This window comes from Paenibacillus sp. TSM33 (assembly GCF_056099025.1).
This window is the reverse complement of sequence record NZ_JBLZXB010000006.1, coordinates 46,744-65,451: the sequence shown is the minus strand read 5'-3', so window position 1 is coordinate 65,451 and position 18,708 is coordinate 46,744. Positions and strand designations below refer to the sequence as shown.

At 46.9% G+C, this 18,708-nt stretch carries 19 protein-coding genes and 1 rRNA gene; 5 read left to right on the top strand and 15 right to left on the bottom strand.

Annotated features, from left to right (window positions below; translation table 11 throughout):
• Both ACN6NF_RS02095 and map read right to left on the bottom strand, forming a co-directional pair.
• Positions 1–126 (bottom strand): 16S ribosomal RNA (locus tag ACN6NF_RS02095); the annotation flags it as partial.
• Positions 127–1,307: 1,181 nt separating this feature from the next.
• The gene (gene map, locus ACN6NF_RS02090; protein WP_013369117.1) at positions 1,308–2,054 is read right to left on the bottom strand and encodes a type I methionyl aminopeptidase; all 747 of its coding nucleotides are present in this window, start codon (positions 2,052–2,054) and stop codon (positions 1,308–1,310) included.
• Positions 2,055–2,246: 192 nt separating this feature from the next.
• Here map and ACN6NF_RS02085 point away from each other — a divergent pair, with 192 nt between their 5' ends.
• From ACN6NF_RS02085 to ACN6NF_RS02075, 3 genes are all read left to right on the top strand, one after another.
• Positions 2,247–2,942 carry a GntR family transcriptional regulator gene (locus ACN6NF_RS02085; protein WP_474314708.1) on the top strand — a complete coding sequence of 232 codons (696 nt, stop codon included), beginning with the start codon at positions 2,247–2,249 and terminating at the stop codon, positions 2,940–2,942.
• 237 nt (positions 2,943–3,179) lie between these two features.
• Positions 3,180–4,727 (top strand): gluconokinase, encoded by a 1,548-nt coding sequence (gene gntK / locus ACN6NF_RS02080; protein WP_474314705.1) that lies wholly within the window; start codon positions 3,180–3,182, stop codon positions 4,725–4,727.
• Positions 4,728–4,818: 91 nt separating this feature from the next.
• The gene (locus tag ACN6NF_RS02075; protein ID WP_080561121.1) at positions 4,819–4,998 is read left to right on the top strand and encodes a hypothetical protein; all 180 of its coding nucleotides are present in this window, start codon (positions 4,819–4,821) and stop codon (positions 4,996–4,998) included.
• A 174-nt stretch (positions 4,999–5,172) separates the two neighbouring features.
• On the opposite strand, the gene ACN6NF_RS02070 is transcribed toward ACN6NF_RS02075, so the two are convergent.
• The 3 genes from ACN6NF_RS02070 to ACN6NF_RS02060 form a co-directional block, all read right to left on the bottom strand.
• Positions 5,173–5,292 (bottom strand): YjcZ family sporulation protein, encoded by a 120-nt coding sequence (locus tag ACN6NF_RS02070; RefSeq protein ID WP_474314703.1) that lies wholly within the window; start codon positions 5,290–5,292, stop codon positions 5,173–5,175.
• A gap of 112 nt (positions 5,293–5,404) precedes the next feature.
• Entirely contained in the window at positions 5,405–6,226 is an 822-nt protein-coding gene (locus ACN6NF_RS02065; protein WP_474314700.1) for a serine/threonine protein kinase, read from the bottom strand.
• A 146-nt stretch (positions 6,227–6,372) separates the two neighbouring features.
• Entirely contained in the window at positions 6,373–7,188 is an 816-nt protein-coding gene (locus ACN6NF_RS02060) for a MerR family transcriptional regulator (protein WP_474314697.1), read from the bottom strand.
• Positions 7,189–7,724: 536 nt separating this feature from the next.
• Here ACN6NF_RS02060 and ACN6NF_RS02055 point away from each other — a divergent pair.
• Entirely contained in the window at positions 7,725–8,681 is a 957-nt protein-coding gene (locus ACN6NF_RS02055) for an L-lactate dehydrogenase (RefSeq protein ID WP_474314695.1), read from the top strand.
• A 108-nt stretch (positions 8,682–8,789) separates the two neighbouring features.
• Here ACN6NF_RS02055 and ACN6NF_RS02050 read toward each other — a convergent pair whose 3' ends face one another.
• Genes ACN6NF_RS02050 through ACN6NF_RS02030 form a run of 5 tightly spaced genes read right to left on the bottom strand, consistent with a single transcriptional unit; the run spans position 8,790 to position 13,312 of the window.
• Entirely contained in the window at positions 8,790–9,518 is a 729-nt protein-coding gene (locus ACN6NF_RS02050) for an ABC transporter permease (RefSeq protein ID WP_474314694.1), read from the bottom strand.
• Positions 9,518–10,234: an ABC transporter permease gene (locus tag ACN6NF_RS02045; protein WP_474314693.1), complete on the bottom strand. Its 717-nt coding sequence runs from the start codon at positions 10,232–10,234 to the stop codon at positions 9,518–9,520. Before ACN6NF_RS02045 ends, ACN6NF_RS02050 begins: the two co-directional genes overlap by 1 nt.
• Complete coding sequence (locus ACN6NF_RS02040) at positions 10,231–11,148, bottom strand: ABC transporter ATP-binding protein (protein WP_474314691.1); 918 nt, start codon at positions 11,146–11,148, stop codon at positions 10,231–10,233. Before ACN6NF_RS02040 ends, ACN6NF_RS02045 begins: the two co-directional genes overlap by 4 nt.
• Before the next feature lie 59 nt (positions 11,149–11,207).
• Positions 11,208–12,638: a sensor histidine kinase gene (locus ACN6NF_RS02035; RefSeq protein WP_474314689.1), complete on the bottom strand. Its 1,431-nt coding sequence runs from the start codon at positions 12,636–12,638 to the stop codon at positions 11,208–11,210.
• A complete protein-coding gene (locus ACN6NF_RS02030; RefSeq protein WP_474314687.1) occupies positions 12,638–13,312 on the bottom strand; it encodes a response regulator transcription factor in 675 nt (224 codons plus the stop codon). Before ACN6NF_RS02030 ends, ACN6NF_RS02035 begins: the two co-directional genes overlap by 1 nt.
• A 150-nt stretch (positions 13,313–13,462) precedes the next feature.
• On the opposite strand from ACN6NF_RS02030, the gene ACN6NF_RS02025 reads away from it, so the two are divergent.
• Entirely contained in the window at positions 13,463–15,232 is a 1,770-nt protein-coding gene (locus ACN6NF_RS02025; RefSeq protein ID WP_474314684.1) for an alpha-glycosidase, read from the top strand.
• Positions 15,233–15,395: 163 nt separating this feature from the next.
• On the opposite strand, the gene ACN6NF_RS02020 is transcribed toward ACN6NF_RS02025, so the two are convergent.
• From ACN6NF_RS02020 to ACN6NF_RS02000, 5 genes are all read right to left on the bottom strand, one after another.
• Positions 15,396–15,548, bottom strand: coding sequence for a hypothetical protein (locus ACN6NF_RS02020; protein ID WP_474314682.1), 153 nt, complete (start codon positions 15,546–15,548; stop codon positions 15,396–15,398).
• A 591-nt stretch (positions 15,549–16,139) separates the two neighbouring features.
• Positions 16,140–16,982, bottom strand: coding sequence for a PTS mannose transporter subunit IID (gene manZ, locus ACN6NF_RS02015; protein ID WP_474314679.1), 843 nt, complete (start codon positions 16,980–16,982; stop codon positions 16,140–16,142).
• 11 nt (positions 16,983–16,993) lie between these two features.
• The gene (locus ACN6NF_RS02010; protein WP_305167885.1) at positions 16,994–17,764 is read right to left on the bottom strand and encodes a PTS mannose/fructose/sorbose transporter subunit IIC; all 771 of its coding nucleotides are present in this window, start codon (positions 17,762–17,764) and stop codon (positions 16,994–16,996) included.
• Between the two features lie 31 nt (positions 17,765–17,795).
• Positions 17,796–18,284: a mannose/fructose/sorbose PTS transporter subunit IIB gene (locus ACN6NF_RS02005; RefSeq protein WP_474314676.1), complete on the bottom strand. Its 489-nt coding sequence runs from the start codon at positions 18,282–18,284 to the stop codon at positions 17,796–17,798.
• A gap of 2 nt (positions 18,285–18,286) precedes the next feature.
• Positions 18,287–18,706, bottom strand: a complete 420-nt coding sequence (locus ACN6NF_RS02000; protein ID WP_474314674.1) for a PTS sugar transporter subunit IIA — start codon at positions 18,704–18,706, stop codon at positions 18,287–18,289.
• Between the last annotated feature and the right edge of the window lie 2 nt (positions 18,707–18,708).

Sequence of the window (18,708 nt, the reverse complement as noted above, 5' to 3'; positions counted from 1 at the left end):
TACGTGTTACTCACCCGTCCGCCGCTAGGTTAGTTAGAAGCAAGCTTCTAACTAACCCCGCTCGACTTGCATGTATTAGGCACGCCGCCAGCGTTCGTCCTGAGCCAGGATCAAACTCTCCATTAAATACCAACCGAGGTTGGTTATAGAAAGAGCGATTAGCTCATTTTGAAACTGACGAGATAAAATACCTCTTTGTTTGATTTTGCGAACAAAATCGTTTACTCACTCGTTGTTCAGTTTTCAAAGATCAAATTCTTTTTCGCTGCGTTTTCAGCAGCTATAAGATCATATCATGTTCATTTCAAAAATGCAAGAGTTATTTTTTTCTTTTTTTTACAAAGATCATTTCACCCTATTTATTCTTTTTGAAACGGCTGTTTTGTTGTCAGCTCAAATAATATACCATTTAGCCATACCGATTACAACATGTAAAAAATACCATTTAATAATCGCTAACCGATTTTTTAAAATCGTTTCTATTACTATATCCAATAAACTTTTGAATTTGTTTTTCCTCATTATAAATATCGTGAGTCTTTGTCTGGATCTATTGCATCCTAAAATGCTTTTCATACATAGCGATTAGATATCTTTATGGCACCTAGACTGGACGGTCAATAACGCAGACGTTGCTTTAGAGCAAGCACCATTAGCTAAAGTCAGATAATAACCTTGATTTTGAATACCATAAAAACTAATGCCTTTAAGTGCATATATATTGGGGCATGAAAATTGAAATCTAACAAATGCCTAAAATTGGGGGAGGTTCATTTGTCAATGTTTCATTCATAGCTGGTCTGAAAGCATTTCCGACATACAGTGAAACATACAATTCAAGGTCTTACCAATGAAATTAGCTGGCCATTTTAACAGTCGCAAAAGGTATCGCTTGGCTTCTCTCTGACGAAGCTTCCTATTTATAACTGGATCTACATTAACGATTGATGGTGGCTTGGTGCCTTTCTAAAAATTACTCACCCCAAAAAATAGCATCCTTATACATTCACATATACGCTTTCCCATCACCGTCAGCATCCCCCTATATTCCCCGTACCTCTGGATCAGCGCCAGGTTCATCTTTGCTTCATCAGAGAAATGGTCCTCTTCCATAGGCTGTCAGTCCGGGTCATCCTCACTACATGCAGAACCAGCGATATAGGCCCACTTACAGAATTAAATCCGCGTCAGAAATCTTTTATAGAATGCACGTAGTAAAAGAGACTGCCCTCTGGACAGCCTCTTTTCTGTAAAATGTCTAGCTCATTTAGTTCGTTAGTCCGTAGGCTACTAATGGATATCTGTTTTTATTGCTGGGTCAAAATGATTGGACCGTCTGCTGTAATTGCCAGCGTGTGCTCGTATTGTGCCGACAAACCGCCGTCCAACGTACGCGCTGTCCAGCCGTCTGCATCAATTTTACTGCGGTATGTGCCTGTGTTGAGCATCGGCTCAATTGTAATGACCATGCCCTCTTTCAAGCGTGGTCCACGGTGCGGAGGTCCGTAATGTGGAACCTGCGGTTGCTCATGCATTTCTTCCCCTATGCCATGCCCAATAAATTCGCGTACGACCGAGAAGCCTTCGGCTTCCGCGTAAGTTTGGATCGCATGGGAAATATCCCCGATCCGATTACCAACAACAGCTTGCTCAATCCCTTTATATAGAGACTCTTTGGTAACGTCCAACAGCTTTTGTGCCTGCTCAGACACATTCCCCACCGCATACGACCAAGCGGAATCTGCCAGCCAGCCATTCAGGTTTACAACCATGTCGATCGTCACGATGTCGCCGTCCTTCAATGGTGTTTTGTTAGGAAAGCCGTGGCAAATCACATCATTAGGTGAACCACAAGTTGCAAACTGATAGCCGTTATAGCCCTTTTGCTCCGGCGTTGCGCCGTGCTTCTTCATAAATGATTCTGCAAAAGCGTCAATTTCCAATGTCGTAATACCTGGCTTAATCATTTTGGCAATCTCTCGGTGGCAAGCAGCCAATATTTCGCCGGCTTTTTTCATATTTTCAATTTGTTCTTTGGTTTTAATGATAATCATTAAACGTTCTCCTTCTTATCCATGTTCGTTCCACTTTTCACTGCTTCTTTTTTCTGCTTCTATTGTAACGCTAAAAGCAGCGAAATGGAACCGATGTCAATTGATACCGTTTACAAGGGCTTAAGCTGGGTATATAATACTCCATAATTTGTATACAAGTATGCAAAATCATTGGCAAGATAGGAGTATTCTATGAAATATCCAACAACCTGGTTACAAGGCGCATCGCTTGGAGAGAGGATTGCTTGTGAACTCCGGCTTCAGATTATATGCGGTATGCAGACACCCGGCACCGTTCTATCCGAGAATCAGATTGCTGCCGATTTTGGTACCAGTCGTTCTCCTGTGCGTGAAGCCATGAAAGTACTCTCAGGTGAAGGACTTATCCGTTTGGAGCGCATGGGGGCGGTTGTGATCGGCATGACACCCGGTGATATGGAGGAGCTGTTCGACGTACGAATGCTGATCGAGCATTTTGTTGTTCAAAGGTATGTACATAGGGATAATACCATATTAGTAACTGCTTTAAATCAGATGATCGACAAAATGGAAGTTGCCCTCAAGCACAGGGATATCGCTGAATTTTCTCTTCAAGATTTTAATTTTCATGAAGCTCTGGTCCTGGAAGCGGGCCATACCCGTATTCTCCATACCTGGAATGGTATGAGGCAGTTGATCCTGACGGTTATGCTGGCTGCGACAGAACAACGATTTGCGTCCGACATCGAAGAATCCCAAGTCACAATTCGCAAGCACCGCACATTTGCAAATGCTTTAAACCAAGGGAATGCTCAGGTGTTGTCCCGACTCATTGAGGAACATTACCGAGACACCCGCAACGCAGTTAATGATAGCGTTTTGTCCTCCTATAGAAAGACATTATCCTAGTTGTAACACGCTTCGCAAAGAGCCCATGTTCCGCGTCTTTATGCGTGCTCAAGCTGACGCGGCTCTCTTTTCAGACTCAATTATCGACAAGTATACAATTAACTATACATATTATCGCAATTACTCTTTGAATGTTATGGAAGCATTCTCTCCCTGGTCGCATTCAGTTTGATTACACTGCTGAATGTGTTAATTTAACGATAATAGCTAATAAGGTAAGTGAAGGGGAGAATGAATATGACTGAAACCCGATATATGATCGGCGTCGATATTGGCACGACCAGTACTAAGGCAGTGCTTTTCGAGCAAAACGGCAATATTGCTGCACAGCATCATGTGGGCTATCCACTCCATACACCTGAGCCAGATGCGGCAGAACAGGACCCTGAAGATATTTTCAAAGCTGTCGTAGAGACGGTGCAAGAGGTCATGACACAAAGCGGAGTCCCCGCCGAACATGTGCTGTTCGTCTCCTTCAGTTCGGCTATGCACAGCGTACTGGCGGTAGACAAAAACGGAAAACCACTGACCGCCTCCATCACTTGGGCAGATAACCGTAGTACCAAATGGACTGAAGCGCTCAAACATAAATACAATGGACACGATATTTACTTACGCACTGGAACGCCCATTCACCCCATGTCACCGCTGACGAAACTGATGTGGATTACACGAGATTTACCGGATGTTGCGGCCCAGACGTACAAGTTCATTTCTATAAAGGAATATGTCTTTGCCCGGTTATTCCAACAATATGTCGTGGATCACTCGATCGCCTCTGCTACCGGACTCATGAATTTGAAGCAGCTGGATTGGGACGAGGAGGCGCTCACTATTGCAGGTGTGACGAAGGAACAGCTATCCGAGCTGGTGCCGACAACTCATGTGCTAAAAGGACTGGATGCAGCCTATGCACAGGACATGGGCCTGCTGGAGACGACCCCTTTTGTGATCGGAGCCAGTGACGGTGTCTTGTCCAACCTCGGTGTGAATGCAATCAAACCTGGAGTTGTCGCTGTTACCATCGGCACCAGCGGAGCCATCCGTACTGTAGTTGATAAGCCTCTCACCGATGCCAAAGGGCGCTTTTTCTGTTATGCCTTGACCGAAAAGCTGTGGGTCATCGGCGGTCCGGTGAACAACGGCGGTATCGTTTTCCGCTGGATACGGGATGAATTTGCAGCCTCTGAGGTGGAAACTGCCAATCGCTTAGGAATTGATCCGTATCATGTGCTGACCCAAATTGCTGAACAGGTACGTCCCGGCTCGGACGGTCTGCTTTTCCTTCCGTATTTATCCGGGGAACGCGCTCCTCTATGGGACCCAAATGCGCGCGGCTCTTTCTTCGGCCTGTCCCTGCGGCACAAAAAAGAACATATGATTCGCGCCGCACTGGAGGGCGTACTGTTCAATCTGTATACAGTCATGCTCGCTATGGAAGAAGTCATCGACAGGCCTTCTGTCATTCACGCTACGGGTGGATTTGCACGCTCGGAGCTGTGGAGACAGCTCATGGCGGATATTTTTGATCAGGAAGTCATTATTCCCGAAAGTCTGGAAAGCTCATGTCTAGGTGCAGCTATTCTAGGCTTGTACGCGTTAGGACGAATTGATTCGCTAGATGCAGTATCCGGTATGATCGGCACCACTCATCAGCATAAACCTGCGGCAGAGCATGTAGATATCTATCGTGATTTACTGCCGATCTATATTCGTATTTCACGTAAATTTGAAGAAGAGTTCAAGGATATTGCAGAATTTCAGGCCAAGTCCCTACAATTTTAAATTAGTGGAACCTGTTCTAACGCTGTTGCGTATTATCGTTTTATAAGACCTGTCTATGTCAGTTGGATAGGATAAGAAGGAGGATTAGACGATGCTCAAAAAATTACTGCACCGCCTGCTACATTCCACCTCTCATTCCCACAAGCGGCGATACAGCAGCTCAGATCGTTATTACGACCGTAGACGCCATTCTTCATCAGACGGATACAAGAACAGCCATAACGGCCACCGATATTACAAGGATAAACGCCGTCATTACTCCAGTTCCTAGCCAAACCACACGAAGCAGGGGCGGAGTACAACGTAACACAGAAGCAAACCACAGGCTCCTTAAACTTATAAAGCGAAGCCCCTTCTCATCAAGGGCCTTCGCTTTATTGTTGTACACCCTTCGTTATGCAGAGCAACATCAGTGCATTTTACAGGAAATCGGCTATAACCGAAATTACAGAAACAGGGTTTTAGAGATGATTACCAGCAAAATAAACAGTACCAGAATCGCCCCTATAGAGGTCCAGGCACCTACACCGCAGCCCATACCGCCTATTCCACACATATGACTCATTTACAACACTCCCTTCGCTCATTTACAGGATCATTGTATGTAGACCTGGCCTAATGCGTAAGAGGGCATTCCCCCATTTTTGCGGCGAATGCCTGTTTTTTAGGGACTGATGCTATGGATTAACCTCTAGCAGCAACAATGCTTCCTCCAGCTCCTGCATAAATTGTCGACTGTTTTCATAACGTGGACGAATTTGAAAAAGTCGCTCCAGTATCTGACGCACAGGTTGACTCAATACTAATTCTTCCTGCCAGCTTCCAGGCGGTTGATCCGGCTGAGGCTCATAACTGCTATACAGCATAAAAAGCATAAAATGCCCGACATCGTACAAATCGCTGTAGAAGGCGACATCTTGTCGCTCAGGCGCGCGCTTTTCCAGCATGGTTTCGGTGAAAACATCCTCCTGTCGTTCTCCCACGGCCAGAGCAAGCCCAAAGTCGATTAGGTACGGCTTCCCTTCGCGGTGAATTACGTTAGGAATGCGGATATCGCGATGGATATATCCCCGTTCATGCACATGCAGAACCCGCTCCATTAACTCTAAAATGTAGACGATACATTCCTGTTCCGTAAAGGAACGCTCCTGTTCAAAGATAAGCTCCTCCAGGGTCATACCGGAGACGTATTCCATGACCATATACATTCCGTCCGAATGTTGGTCAATTTCGAGCAGCTTCGGAATATAAGGGTGCTCCATACGTCGCATAATGTGAGCCTCGCGCTGCAATAGCTGAACTGCCTGCGCTCGTTTGCTCGGTCTGGGCAGTTTGACCGCCACCTCCTGTCCGCTGTGCCGATCCAGACAGAGGTAAGTTAGACCATAGCTACCCATGCCTAAAAGCGAACGAACACAATAACGTCCGCTCAGCAAATCACCAGGCTGTTTGGGATAATCTATCCATGATTCATAAATGTTCCACAACCAAGCAAACATACTTAGATCCTTTCCTATACATGCCGCAGCTACGTTTCCTAAGCGACTTGTCCTCGTATTTTTGTATTCTGTTATTATATCATCCACGCCAAAAGACCATCAGAACCGGGTAGGTCTGATGGTCTTATTAGACAAGATAGTGATCGTTATGCCTCTCTGCGGCTGCGTGGCGTCAGACCGAGCCAGGACAACAGCGAACTGCGCGTTTTGCGTTGCCGTCCCTGATAGGTACGTAGATTAGTGATTAACTGCCGATCCCGTTCTTCCTCGACCCTTTCTTTCATCCAACGTTTATGGTCCTCCAGTTGGTTAGATAAGCTAACATTCTTCTCCACCAAACGATTATGCTCTGCTTCCAGTTCCTCCAAACGGCTCCGCATTTCTAACAAAGCGGTTTGCACCATATCCTGCATCTGTGCCAGTTCTTGCTGTTCTACGGACTCCTGCGTTTGTACAGATACAGATGCTTGCTCCAATCTATATTCAATGGTTGGTGTCAAAGTCTGGAGCTGCTCCTGCGGCTGCATGGGTTCCTCTGATAGTTCCTGAACATTCATTTCATCCTGAAACTCTGTCACCTCAACCGTAGCAGCAGCTTGCTCCTGTATGACCGTCTCTTCTCTACCCTCAGCCGCCGCCATTATTTCTTGCCAGGTTGCGGTCAGTGATTCAGCATCCGAGATGGGTGGCAAGCGGAATTCTTCATCCTCCAGTTGGAAGGGAGCGGTTATTCTCTCAAGTACCACCTGAACGGATTGCTCCATCGTCATATGCTGCTCACGCAACGCTCTCCGCATCACCTTCAAGCACTCAACATCCTCTGAACTGAACATTCTTGACTGATTAGCGGAACGCTGAAACACATATCCCTGTTCCTCCAGCGCCGCTGCATATTTACGAAGGGTACTCGCCCCGATTCCCAGTTGCTTTGCTGCTTCCGTCGTCGACTTGCTTTCTTCCATTTAATCATTACCTCCCTGGATGGTATGGAAAGAAATAAGCTTGTATATGTAGAATTCGCGGAAACCATTGGAAATCCTTTGGCAAAAAAGTTCTAATATTGCAGACTACTAAGAACCTTTGTCATAAACGAATAATTTAAAAAAATACAAGAAGCGACATCGCTGGGAACGCCTCTGCACTGTATACTCTTGTGACTCTTTAAGAACGTCACATAAATATCACACTTCCGATATTTCCATGTCATTATTTCTGCCATGTATATAATCCATGTTATAATTTATACGGAAATAATTTATAAATAAATGGATACAGTATATCCTGTCTTCCAATAAAAACTTTACTAATCACGGTTATTCTTTTAATTCCTCCTAAATTACTCCCCCCTATTCTCCGTTCGTTTTTAATTTATCGGAATGAAGACAAAAAAATGGATATTTTCAAAAGATCAGCAATATGTTATGTTATGTAACGTAAAATGGATTTCAGGCATAATTTGTAGCATATTAACGTTCGCTGGAACGAGGAGGAAACATAAATGAAGGGGAAGGCAAGGAAAGTAGCGATTGTCGGCGCGGGAATGGTCGGTTCGAGCTGTGCCTACTCAATGGTCAATCAGTCCATTTGTGATGAAATCATGATGATTGACCGCACGTATGACCGTGCTTTGGCCCATGCACTGGATCTATCTCACTGTATGGATTTTACATCTACACGCACCAAGGTTCGTGCAGGCACATACGCAGACTGCACGGATATGGATGTTGTGATTATAACGGCTGGCTCCAATCCTAAACCGGGTCAAGACCGCCTTTCTGTATTGGACGATGCCGTGAGCATCACCAGAGAGATTGTAACAGCTATTATGGACGGCGGTTTCGACGGTATTTTCGTTGTTGCCGCTAATCCTGTCGACATTGTTACTTATCTGGTGCAGAGTATATCCGGTCTGCCGCGCAACAAGGTGATCGGCACGGGCACCTCTATTGACTCTTCCCGACTTAAGACGTTGCTTTCTGAAGTATTTTCCATAGATCCACGCAGTGTACAGGGCTATGCCTTGGGCGAGCATGGCGAATCCCAATTCGTGGCCTGGTCGCACGTTACGATTGGCGGCAAGCCGCTCTTGCACATTTTGCGTCAGCATAAGGAACGATTCAGACACGTTGATCTGGATGACATCGCCCGTAAAACAAGGGATGCCGGTTGGGAGATTTTCACCCGCAAAGGTGCCACTTATTTTGGTATTGCCAATGCGCTGGCGTACATCACCCGTTCCATTTTGAATGACGATGGTAAAATAATAGCGATCTCTGCCGTATTGGACGGCGAGTACGGACACACTGATGTCTGCACGGGCGTTCCAGCAATCATCGGCAGTAGAGGAATTCAGGAGGTCATCGAGCTTGAACTAAGTCCAGAAGAACAAGGCAAGTTCGACGCCTCTTGCCGCCTGATCAGCGATAATATTCGTACCATTTCAGGCTTAGTGTAAGCCAATAGAGTAAGTACCTCATTCAGAATACGAACCTGCAGCACAGCAAAAAAAAGCTCCTTACCCTCTTTTTAGGATAAGGAGCTTTTGCAGTTTCCACATTTCGTCTTATATCTCTTTATAACGAAATATCGTCAGACCGGCAAACGTAAACACGACAAAGCTACCCAGTACCACCATTAACAGTGTATCCGTTGGCACCATGAAGGCCCCGAAATTGTCTCCCCCACTCGGCATCATCGCCAATAGAGGCTGTGTCCATGGATAGTATGGACCATAGGTCTGGGAGTTGGCGATCAGCATATTAGGCACGGTGAAGACGAAATTTAAAGCAAGCGGTGCGGCAAAGCTGGACCACAGAAAGGACACCATCAGCTGCAGGGCAGCCAGCGGCAGACAAGCAACCCAGCCTGCAAGCAGGCTTTGGACGATCACGGCCCAAGGGATCGGTCCGTTCATTCCCTGCACAGCTCCAACCCCCAGCAGCGCTCCTCCGAACAACAGCTGAGTCAATCCGACCATAGCCATAATGATGGTCAGCTTGGCTGCGTACAGACCCGTGCGGGACAACGGCAACGACATCAGCTGCTTCCAGCCGCCACCCCCATGCTCGAATCGGCAGACTAGAGACCCAAACACGGCAGTCAGCATCGGCAGGAACAGCATTGCATGTATTGTAAGCATGGCAGCCAGCAGCAACAGCCAGTTTCCTCCTGGATTCGCCAGCAAACCAATCAGGACGGCAATCGCTGGACTGACGAGCGCAAGCAGCCAGACAGGCGACTTTGCCATTTTCATGCGTTCGACAGAAAGTAGCCGCACGTATCCTCCAAACATTACGCCACATCCTTTCGGCTAAAATGAGCTGCGGTCAGCAGGCTGAGAATTGCACCTGTTCCGCATCCGACGGACGCAAATATCCACGCTTGTGGCGCAACCCATGCGAATTGCGGCCAAGCCAGCGGAAACCATTCGGACAACTGGGAAGCAAACAAACTCCCAATGCCTAACGTAATGCCCAGTGTTACAGGTAGCGCTTGATTATGAAATGTGACCGTTAGCCACAACAACAATACGAGTATAGGTAGCGTGCCGCCCAAGGGCCAAAATCCCAGCCGCATTAGCTCCCCTATCGGTGCAGGCTCTCCCCCAAAGCCAAGAAGCACTCCCAATGTCCAAGTCCCAATCGTCAAAAGTAGACAGGATACGCACAGCATTCCAATGGCTAGTGTTAACTTTGCCATATAAACACTATATTTGGAAATAGGCAAAGCCAGCAGTTGCTTCCAGGAGTTAGAGGTATGCTCCACATTCGCCAACATGGAAGCGACCATCGTGGCTCCTAGCACCAGTGCAAGAGGAACAAACAACGCGATGTTATCCATCAAGCTTTCCCATAAGCGGCCCTTGTACCGCGGAATCAGATAGTCATAACGGAGCCCAAAGTTTAGTCCCTGCATGGCCACCAGTCCAAGAGGACCGAGGAATACCAGGAACCAGATTCCCTTTCTGCGTGCTTTGAGCAAATCCGCTGTCAGCGCTCGCAGCATCATAGGGAGCCCCCTCCTTTGCCCACCACCTGCATGAACATATCCTCCAGCGATTTGCGGCGTTCCTCCACACGATATACAGCATGTGTGTTTTCGACCAATCTTCTGACCAGCAGCGCAACAGCCGCATCATTCATGTTGTCAAAATTCAGTGCTGACCCGTCCTTCACTGAATGATAGCCCTGTTCACGTGCAATCAATTGGGCTGCTTCGGGTTCCGATACTACAATCCGAATCCCCCCTGCGGACTCCTGTCGAAGATTGTGAATCGTATTTTGGAAGACTAGTTGCCCTTCACGAATAATACCGACGGTATTCGCCATATGCTCTACCTCGCTCAGCAGATGACTGGATACCAGTACAGTGATTCCCCGCTGCTTAGGCATCGCCTGTATCAATTCGCGCATTTCCTGAATGCCCTCGGGGTCCAAGCCATTCGTGGGCTCGTCCAGAATAAGCACTTCGGGATTGCCAAGTAGGGCTGCTGCGATACCTAGTCTCTGCTTCATACCCAGCGAGTAGCCTTTAACCGGGCGTTTGGCGTGCTTGGTCAGCCGAACGACCTCCAATACTTCCGCAATGTTCTCTTTCGGTACATTCAAAATACGACGGATAGCCTCCAGATTTTCGACGGCGTTCAAATGACCATAATATGAAGGATACTCTACCAACGAACCGACTTTACGCAAAATATCGAGTCTATGTCTGCGAATATCTTTGCCGAATATACGAATCGTTCCTCGAGTTGGGCGGATAAGCCCGAGCAGCATGCGGATCGTTGTCGTTTTCCCTGCTCCATTCGGTCCGAGGAATCCGTAGATATCTCCCCGCGCTATTTTCAAGTCCAGCTGATTAACCGCGGCGCGGCCTTTGTATATTTTGCTGAGACTGTTCGTTTCAATGATTAATTCGTTCAAGTTCCTCACCTCGACACCTATCGTAACGTGCCAAGTTTAAAGCCAAGGGAACTTTGAGTTTAAGTTTTGTTTAAAAAACGGATTCGTGTCCCGGCTGATGAACTAAAAATCTCCCTCTCCAAATTCATTTCGCGGGCCAATAGTTCTGTAATTGCCAAGCCAATTCCAGCTCCTTTTTCACTGGATTGCTGCTCCATTCCCGGGCCTTTATCAGCAATGACCAATGCCTCCCTCCCGTTAACCTTCTGTACTTGAATACCGATGTATCGGCCTGAGGCAGCATGACGAACTACATTTTGAAAGAGATTGTCCAGCAGACGGCGGAAGCCTTGCTCATCAACATTCCACACCAGACTATGCTCGGGCAGGTCGATATCCACCTCAAAGCCTTCCTTTTCCCACACCGCGTACCAGCTGGCCGCACACTCCCGCACCAGCCGCAAAATATCACGCGGCTCGTTATTCATGGTGTATTTGCCACTGGATAGCAGATTATAGGTCAGCAAGTTGTCGATCAGACTCCCAAGGTCCTTTAGCTTATTTTCCATCAGTGTAACCGACTGCTTCCCTCTACTGCTGAGATTTTCCGCATCCAGGGTATACAGATGGCTGCGCACAACCGTAAGTGGCGTTCGAATATCGTGAGACAGATCGGCGACCAGTCTCTTCCGTAGCTCCTCTTCCTGACGTTCACGTCCCCGACTCTCTGCCAACTGCTCAACCATCCGATTAAACGCTTCCTCCAGCTTGCCGATTTCATCCGGGCGTCCGGTGGCAACGAGAATGGGTAATCCATCCTCGCTTCGCTGCGACATGGCGGCCTGAAGCTGTAACAGCCTCCGCCGAATGCCCCCAAAAAACAGAAGAGATACGAATATAAAAGCTCCCAGAACCAATAAAATAAAAAGGAGATAGTACATCAACATGCCGTTATCAGTAGAAGACTGTTCAAAGAATGAACGGGGTACTTTTAATACCATATAGCCCTGGTTCATATCATCCTTGCCCCCACCAATAAAGGCCACGACCGTAAACGGCCCCTCATAGCTGGCTTGCTTCATAAAAGCTATAGCTTGCGCCGCACTCCATTGTTTTGGAATGTTAGGTTGTGTCGGCAACTCCAGTCTGGTTAACCCTGCGGTATCGACCCAAAATATTTGTGAATCTGGGAACATATCCTGCTGTATTTTGCGCAGATGGGCTGAAATTTGCTCTGGACTAGCTCCCTTCAAGTCTATAGCTTCTCGATGCCAGCTATTTTCAGTTTGGGTCGTAGAGGGATAGTAAGGATTCTTAGGCTTGATATCCGTCTGCAAATTCAACAGTATGCTATATATCAAGGTTGTAACAGGCAATACAATGGGTAACAGCAGCATAGCCAACACAATAATGACCAGATAGCGGAACAACAGTGAATTGCGAAACCGCCCTCTCTGGCCTGGACGGGAGCTGCGACGCAACCCTGCCCACCTCTTACGCATACCGTCCATTACGCTTTCACCCGATAACCTACACCACGGATCGTCTCAATGATACGGGGTGCCGCAGGGTCAATCTCCAGCTTCTCCCGTAAGTGCCGAATGTGGACCATTAAGGTTTTGTCTCCGTCGATATACGGATCTCCCCACACCGCCTCATACATTTGCTCCTTGGTCATAATCTGGCCCAAATGCCGCAGCAAATAAGCAAAGATATGATACTGCTTGCCTGTCAGCGTAATTTCCTCCCCGGTATCACGATTCACAATACGATTATCCGGAGGAAACACAGACAGATGCCCCAGTTGTAGAGATTCTTCGGACACGCTTCCTGAACGCCGCAGCAAAATCTCCATACGTGCTATGAGTTCGTCGGGGTGAAAGGGCTTTGTCACATAATCGTCAGCAAAATCTAGTCCTTGCAGCTTATCATCAATGGATGTACGGGCAGACAACATGAGGATGGGAAGCTCTGGATACTCCTTCTTGAGCCGCTTCCCAATGGTGAACCCATCCAGACCAGGTAACATTACATCCAAAATCACGAGTTGACACATACCAGCTGCTTCCATAGCCCCCTCCCCGCTGCGAAGCCAGGTTACAACGTAATTCCGCTCTTCCAAATATTGATGCGTCCAAGCACCAATGTCTTGGTCATCTTCAATGTAGAGCACATTTGTTTTCATAATAGACACCTACTTATCGTTTTTCTTTTATGTAATGGGCATTATAGCACTTATGGTACATAACCCACTTAAAAAGGTTAATAACTACCTTATACGACATACGCTTCATAATTTCAAATTTGAATGCAGGTGAACAAGGAGGCCTATCTAATGCTGCTAGAGGCGATATACCACCACCCGAAACGTAATTGGGCTTTTGGTTATGATGATGAAACGATAATTTTACGGCTCCGTACAAAGAAAAATGACCTGACTGCTGTTCATGTTCTTACCGTAGATAAGTACGACTGGGATCGTACTCGGCAACTTATTCCGATGTCCAAATTTGCCACCGATGGCAGGTTCGATTATTACGAATGTACTGTAAAGCCTACTCACCGTCGGCTGAAATATGGATTTTTGCTGGAAGACGGCGAGGAACGAATTTGGATGAACGAGGACGATTTCACCACTGAGGAACCTCAAAATGCAGACAGTCTGTTTCAATACCCGTTTCTAAATCCGATTGATATTTTGAAGCCACCTGCATGGGTGAAGGATGCTGTTTTTTATCAGATATTCCCGGAACGCTTTGCCAACGGTGACCCCTCCATTAGCCCGGAAGGTGCTGAGGACTGGGGTGGCACACCGCAAAGAGACAATTTTTTCGGTGGCGATCTACAAGGCATTCTCGATCATCTGGATCATCTAAGCGAGCTAGGGATCAACGCCATATATATGACTCCTGTCTTCAAGGCGACGACTAATCATAAATATGACACCGAGGATTACATGGAGGTAGATCCGCACTTTGGGGACAAGGAGATATTAAAAAAACTGGTCGAGGCCTGCCATGACCGGGGAATCCGGGTACTGCTGGATGCGGTGTTCAACCATTCAGGGCGTACCTTTAAACCGTTCGTGGACGTACTGGAAAAAGGCGAAGCCTCGCCTTACAAGGACTGGTTCCATGTCCATAGCTTTCCGCTGGAAGTGGTCGATGGCACACCGACCTACGATACATTCGGGCTGGAACCGATGATGCCCAAGCTGAATACAGAGCACCCTGAGGTAAAAAGGTACCTGCTGAATGTGGCAAAACATTGGATTGAAGAGATTGGTATCGACGGCTGGAGACTGGACGTGGCAGACGAGGTGGATCACGCCTTTTGGCGTGAATTCCGTACGACAGTCAAGCAGGCTCATCCGGATGCATATATTTTGGGCGAAATGTGGAATGAATCGTCAGAATGGCTTCAGGGCGATCAGTTCGATGCGACGATGAATTATCCGTTCACCTATGCGGTGAATGATTTTTTCGTCAAGAAAGTGACCGATGCGCAAAGCTTTGCCTTCGCCATCGGACGCCAGCTTGCCCGCTATCCGCAACAGGCATCCGAGGTTGCCTTCAATCTGCTGGATAGTCATGATACACCGCGCCTGTTGACACTGTGCGGGGGTGACAAGCGACTGATGCGGCTGGCTGCTTTGTTCCAGTTCACGTATATGGGCGCGCCCTGCATTTTTTACGGCGATGAGATCGGCTTAGATGGAGATGCCGATCCAGGCTGCCGGCAGTGCATGGAGTGGGACACCGATAAGCAGGACCACGAGCTGTTCGACTTTTATCGTGAGCTGATCGCTCTTCGCAAGGGACACCCTGTCCTTCGTGATCAAGGAAGCATCACTTTCCTGGAGGCACAGCCGGAAGGTGCTTCACTCGCCTATGAGCGCCGCAGCGACGAAGAAGTACTGCTCGTGCTGCTCAACCGTTCCAGTGAGGAACACGTTTTTCAATTGTCCATTCCAGAGCAGGATTGGCAATTGGTTTTTGGCGAAAGCCAGTGGTCCGTAGGAGCAAAGAGGCTGCATGCCGAGCTTCCACCCTACGGATACGCTGTGCTGAAGGCAGCACCTGCCCGGTCAGTAAAACCTGCTTAAGAGGGTGGTTTCAAGACGAGAAAAAAAGCACAAGTTATGTAGGCGCGGATGCTGATGAAAGCACCTGCCGACTATGGCAAAAAAACGAGATCGCCGGGAACAAGTTAGATAATTTGTTCCGGCGATCTTTTTCCGTCAAGGATGTAGCTTTTGCACAAGCTGATTATTTATTTTTGACATCTGTTCTTACTACCCCAACATCCGAAGCATTGATCGAAATGGGGTTACCGCCTTGTCCTGTGTGAGCTGAAGAAGATTGTCTAACATCCACCCTAATTCTTTTGCCTTTAAAGCCAGTTCGTCTCCTTCTTCCCAATACAATGACCTCCTAAATTACATAACTTCTTTAAAGCTCTCAATTACGACTCAAACTGTGAAGAGATATGCTATATGCATATGCCGCTGAAGAAAACAGGTATCGGCGAATATCAGATCATAGAGAAAAGAGGCTGTTAATACCTGAGCTGGCAAGCTCCTCCAAGAAATTGCAACGAATATTGAAGCTTTCTCTGATGACCCGAGACATGACTACTACAACAAAAGCCAGGAAACAGTCAAGAAAAAAAGCTAGAATAGAATAAAGCAAACTTTACTACAGCACGCTAATGTGAAAGGAAGCGACTCTGTGAGCATCTCCAACAGGCCTTCCCTATTTCATGAGGATGAAAGTCTACAGGCTCAATGTGGCTTTAAAACCATCATTGAGCCTGTAGTGATGAATGATAGAGAATCATTGCTTATGTCAGCTTTTAACAAGCCATCAGCCTTTCATGACCATCGTTGAACGCTTGCAGTTTCGCCTGTAGATGACTGAATATTTTAATTAGTAAAATTTAAAGCGTTTACAAGTCAAGAAGCAGGTTGCCGGCCAGAGGCCGCTGCTTGACCGGATCACATTACAAATGGCTTAAGCCAATACACCAAGAGCGTATCCAATAATCCCTATTGCGAATAAAGCAAAAATCAGAGCTATAGCATTCACTTTCTTTTTGAGCAGTCTCATGCATAAAAAAGTCAGCAAGAGAGGTAACAGACCAGGTATCAATTGATCTAGAATCATCTGTATCGTCGTAACAACCTCTACTCCATCCGAACGGGTATATCGGGATACTTCGAGTGGCACATTCAGAGTAGTCCATTTGGATACGAGTGCGCCCATAACAAAAAGTCCCAGGATGGAGGCCGATTCCGTAAGCTTTTGCAGCCGGTTTCCGGACATGTCGGACACAATCTCCGTCCCTTTTTGGTAGCCGTATTTCAGTCCGTACCACTTGGTGCCCAGGCGAATAACATTAAAAAGCAAGAAAAATAGGACAGGCCCGATAACGCTTCCGGACAACGCAATGGAAGCTCCCAATGCAGCCAGAACAGGGCGTAACGTTCCCCAGAAAATAGGATCCCCTACTCCAGCCAAAGGTCCCATTAAGCCAACTTTCACGCCACTTATGGTAGCATTATCAATCGGCTGTCCATTGGCTTTCTGCTCCTCCATAGCCGCCGTTACCCCCATAATCGGTGCAGAGATAAACGGTTGAGTATTAAAAAACTCCAGATGCCGCTTTAGTGCTTCTTTTTGGTCTTCCTTCTTGCTGTATAGCCGCTTAATTGCCGGAATCAAGGTGACACAAAAACCAATCGACTGCATACGCTCAAAGTTAAACGAGCCCAGCAGGAACCATGAACGGAAAAACATTTTGTTTAAATCGCTTTTGGTCAACTTTTTTTCTTCCATAGTACCCCACTCTTTCATTAAGAATTTCTTTAGAGCTCTTCAATTTCACCCACTTGATCTTTGCGCTGGCTATATTTGGGATTGAGCTGGATATACAGCAGAGCCAGAACCGCTCCCATGATTCCAAAGCCAACCAGATTGATGCTTGTAAATGCCGCGATGACAAAGCCCAAGAAAAAGAAAGGCATCAGATATTTGGCTGCCATCATGTTAATAACCATGGCATATCCTACAACGACGATGAATCCCCCTGCAATTTGCAGCCCTTTTGTAATGACCTCCGGGATGGCATCCAGCAAAGTCGTAACTAGACCGGTTTCTGCTGCAATAGCCACCAATACGGCAGGCAAAGCGACACGTAATCCCTGAAGAAGGAGGGCTATGAAGTGACATAATTCAATTCCTTTGAAATTTGAAGATTCGGCATATTTATCTGCCAGATGCTGAAAGAACACGGTAATCGTTCTAACAAAGATAGTTAACACTTGTCCGCCAGCCGCAATCGGGATCGCAACGGCAATTCCCGCACCGATCGATTGGTGGCCGACAATAACCAATATGGTTGAGACTACACTGGCTAAGGCCGCATCCGGAGCCATGGACGCCCCTACATTCATCCAGCCCAAAGCCATCAATTCCAGCGTACCGCCTAAAATAATACCGGTTTTGAGATCTCCCAGGACCAGACCGATCAGTGTACACGCAACTATAGGACGATGAGTCTGTCCTTCATCCAAAACACTGCCCATTCCGCAAATGGCTGCAACCAGCGTGACCATTACGATTTCAAAAACACTCATGTTTGACCCCCTCTCTTATGCGTACGTGTTGTTAAAACTGGACATTTTGGAGCTTGTTAATCAAATTAATTTTAGGATCACTGGCCACTTTTCTAATCTCCAGTTCTATCCCCTTTTCGTGCAATTTATAAAATGCCTCTACATCCTGCTTGTCTACGGACACCGCTCCGGTAATTTGTGTTTTGCCTTCTTTGAAGCACATTCCACCTACATTTACCGATGTAAACGGTACCCCGCCTTCTACAACCCGCAGTACATCCGTGGGATTGGTAAACAGGAACAAGGTCTTGAAATCGTTATATTTAGGATTGTTGTAAGCTTCAATCGCTTTCGCAATCGTGACAACATAAGCCTTAATCCCCGGCGGCGCCACCTGTAACAGTAAGGTTTTGCGCAGCGTATCTGCAGCGGCCTCATTGCTGACGGCAATAATTTTGTTACACTTTGTTTCCTTCACCCACACAGTAGCCACCTGACCATGAATCAGACGGTCATCAATACGAACAAATGATATTTCCATACCTACAATTCCTCCTCTGTTTGTATGTCCCGGATGACACGAAAAGACTTCATTGAATCCTGACCCGCACGGATGGCCAGATTACTTAGATTCTCAACGTTCTCCAGCCCTCTATTGGTCAGCAGGTCTACGATCATTGGCAGGTTTACCCCTGTTACAATGTCCATTTTTTCATACCCGGCTACAATCCTGCTGGCCGCATTATAGGGACTGCCACCAAACAAATCGACGAGAAAAATCAATCCGTCCGTCCAATCAATTGTTTCCAAGGCCGCTTTGTACTTCTCAACAAGTCCGTTAACACTTTCACCTGGTTCAAACGTTACACCCACCACATTTTCCAGATGGCCGAAAATCATTTCCGTGGATCTTAGGATCTCTTCAGAAAATTTTCCATGAGTGCCAACAATAACACCTATCATTT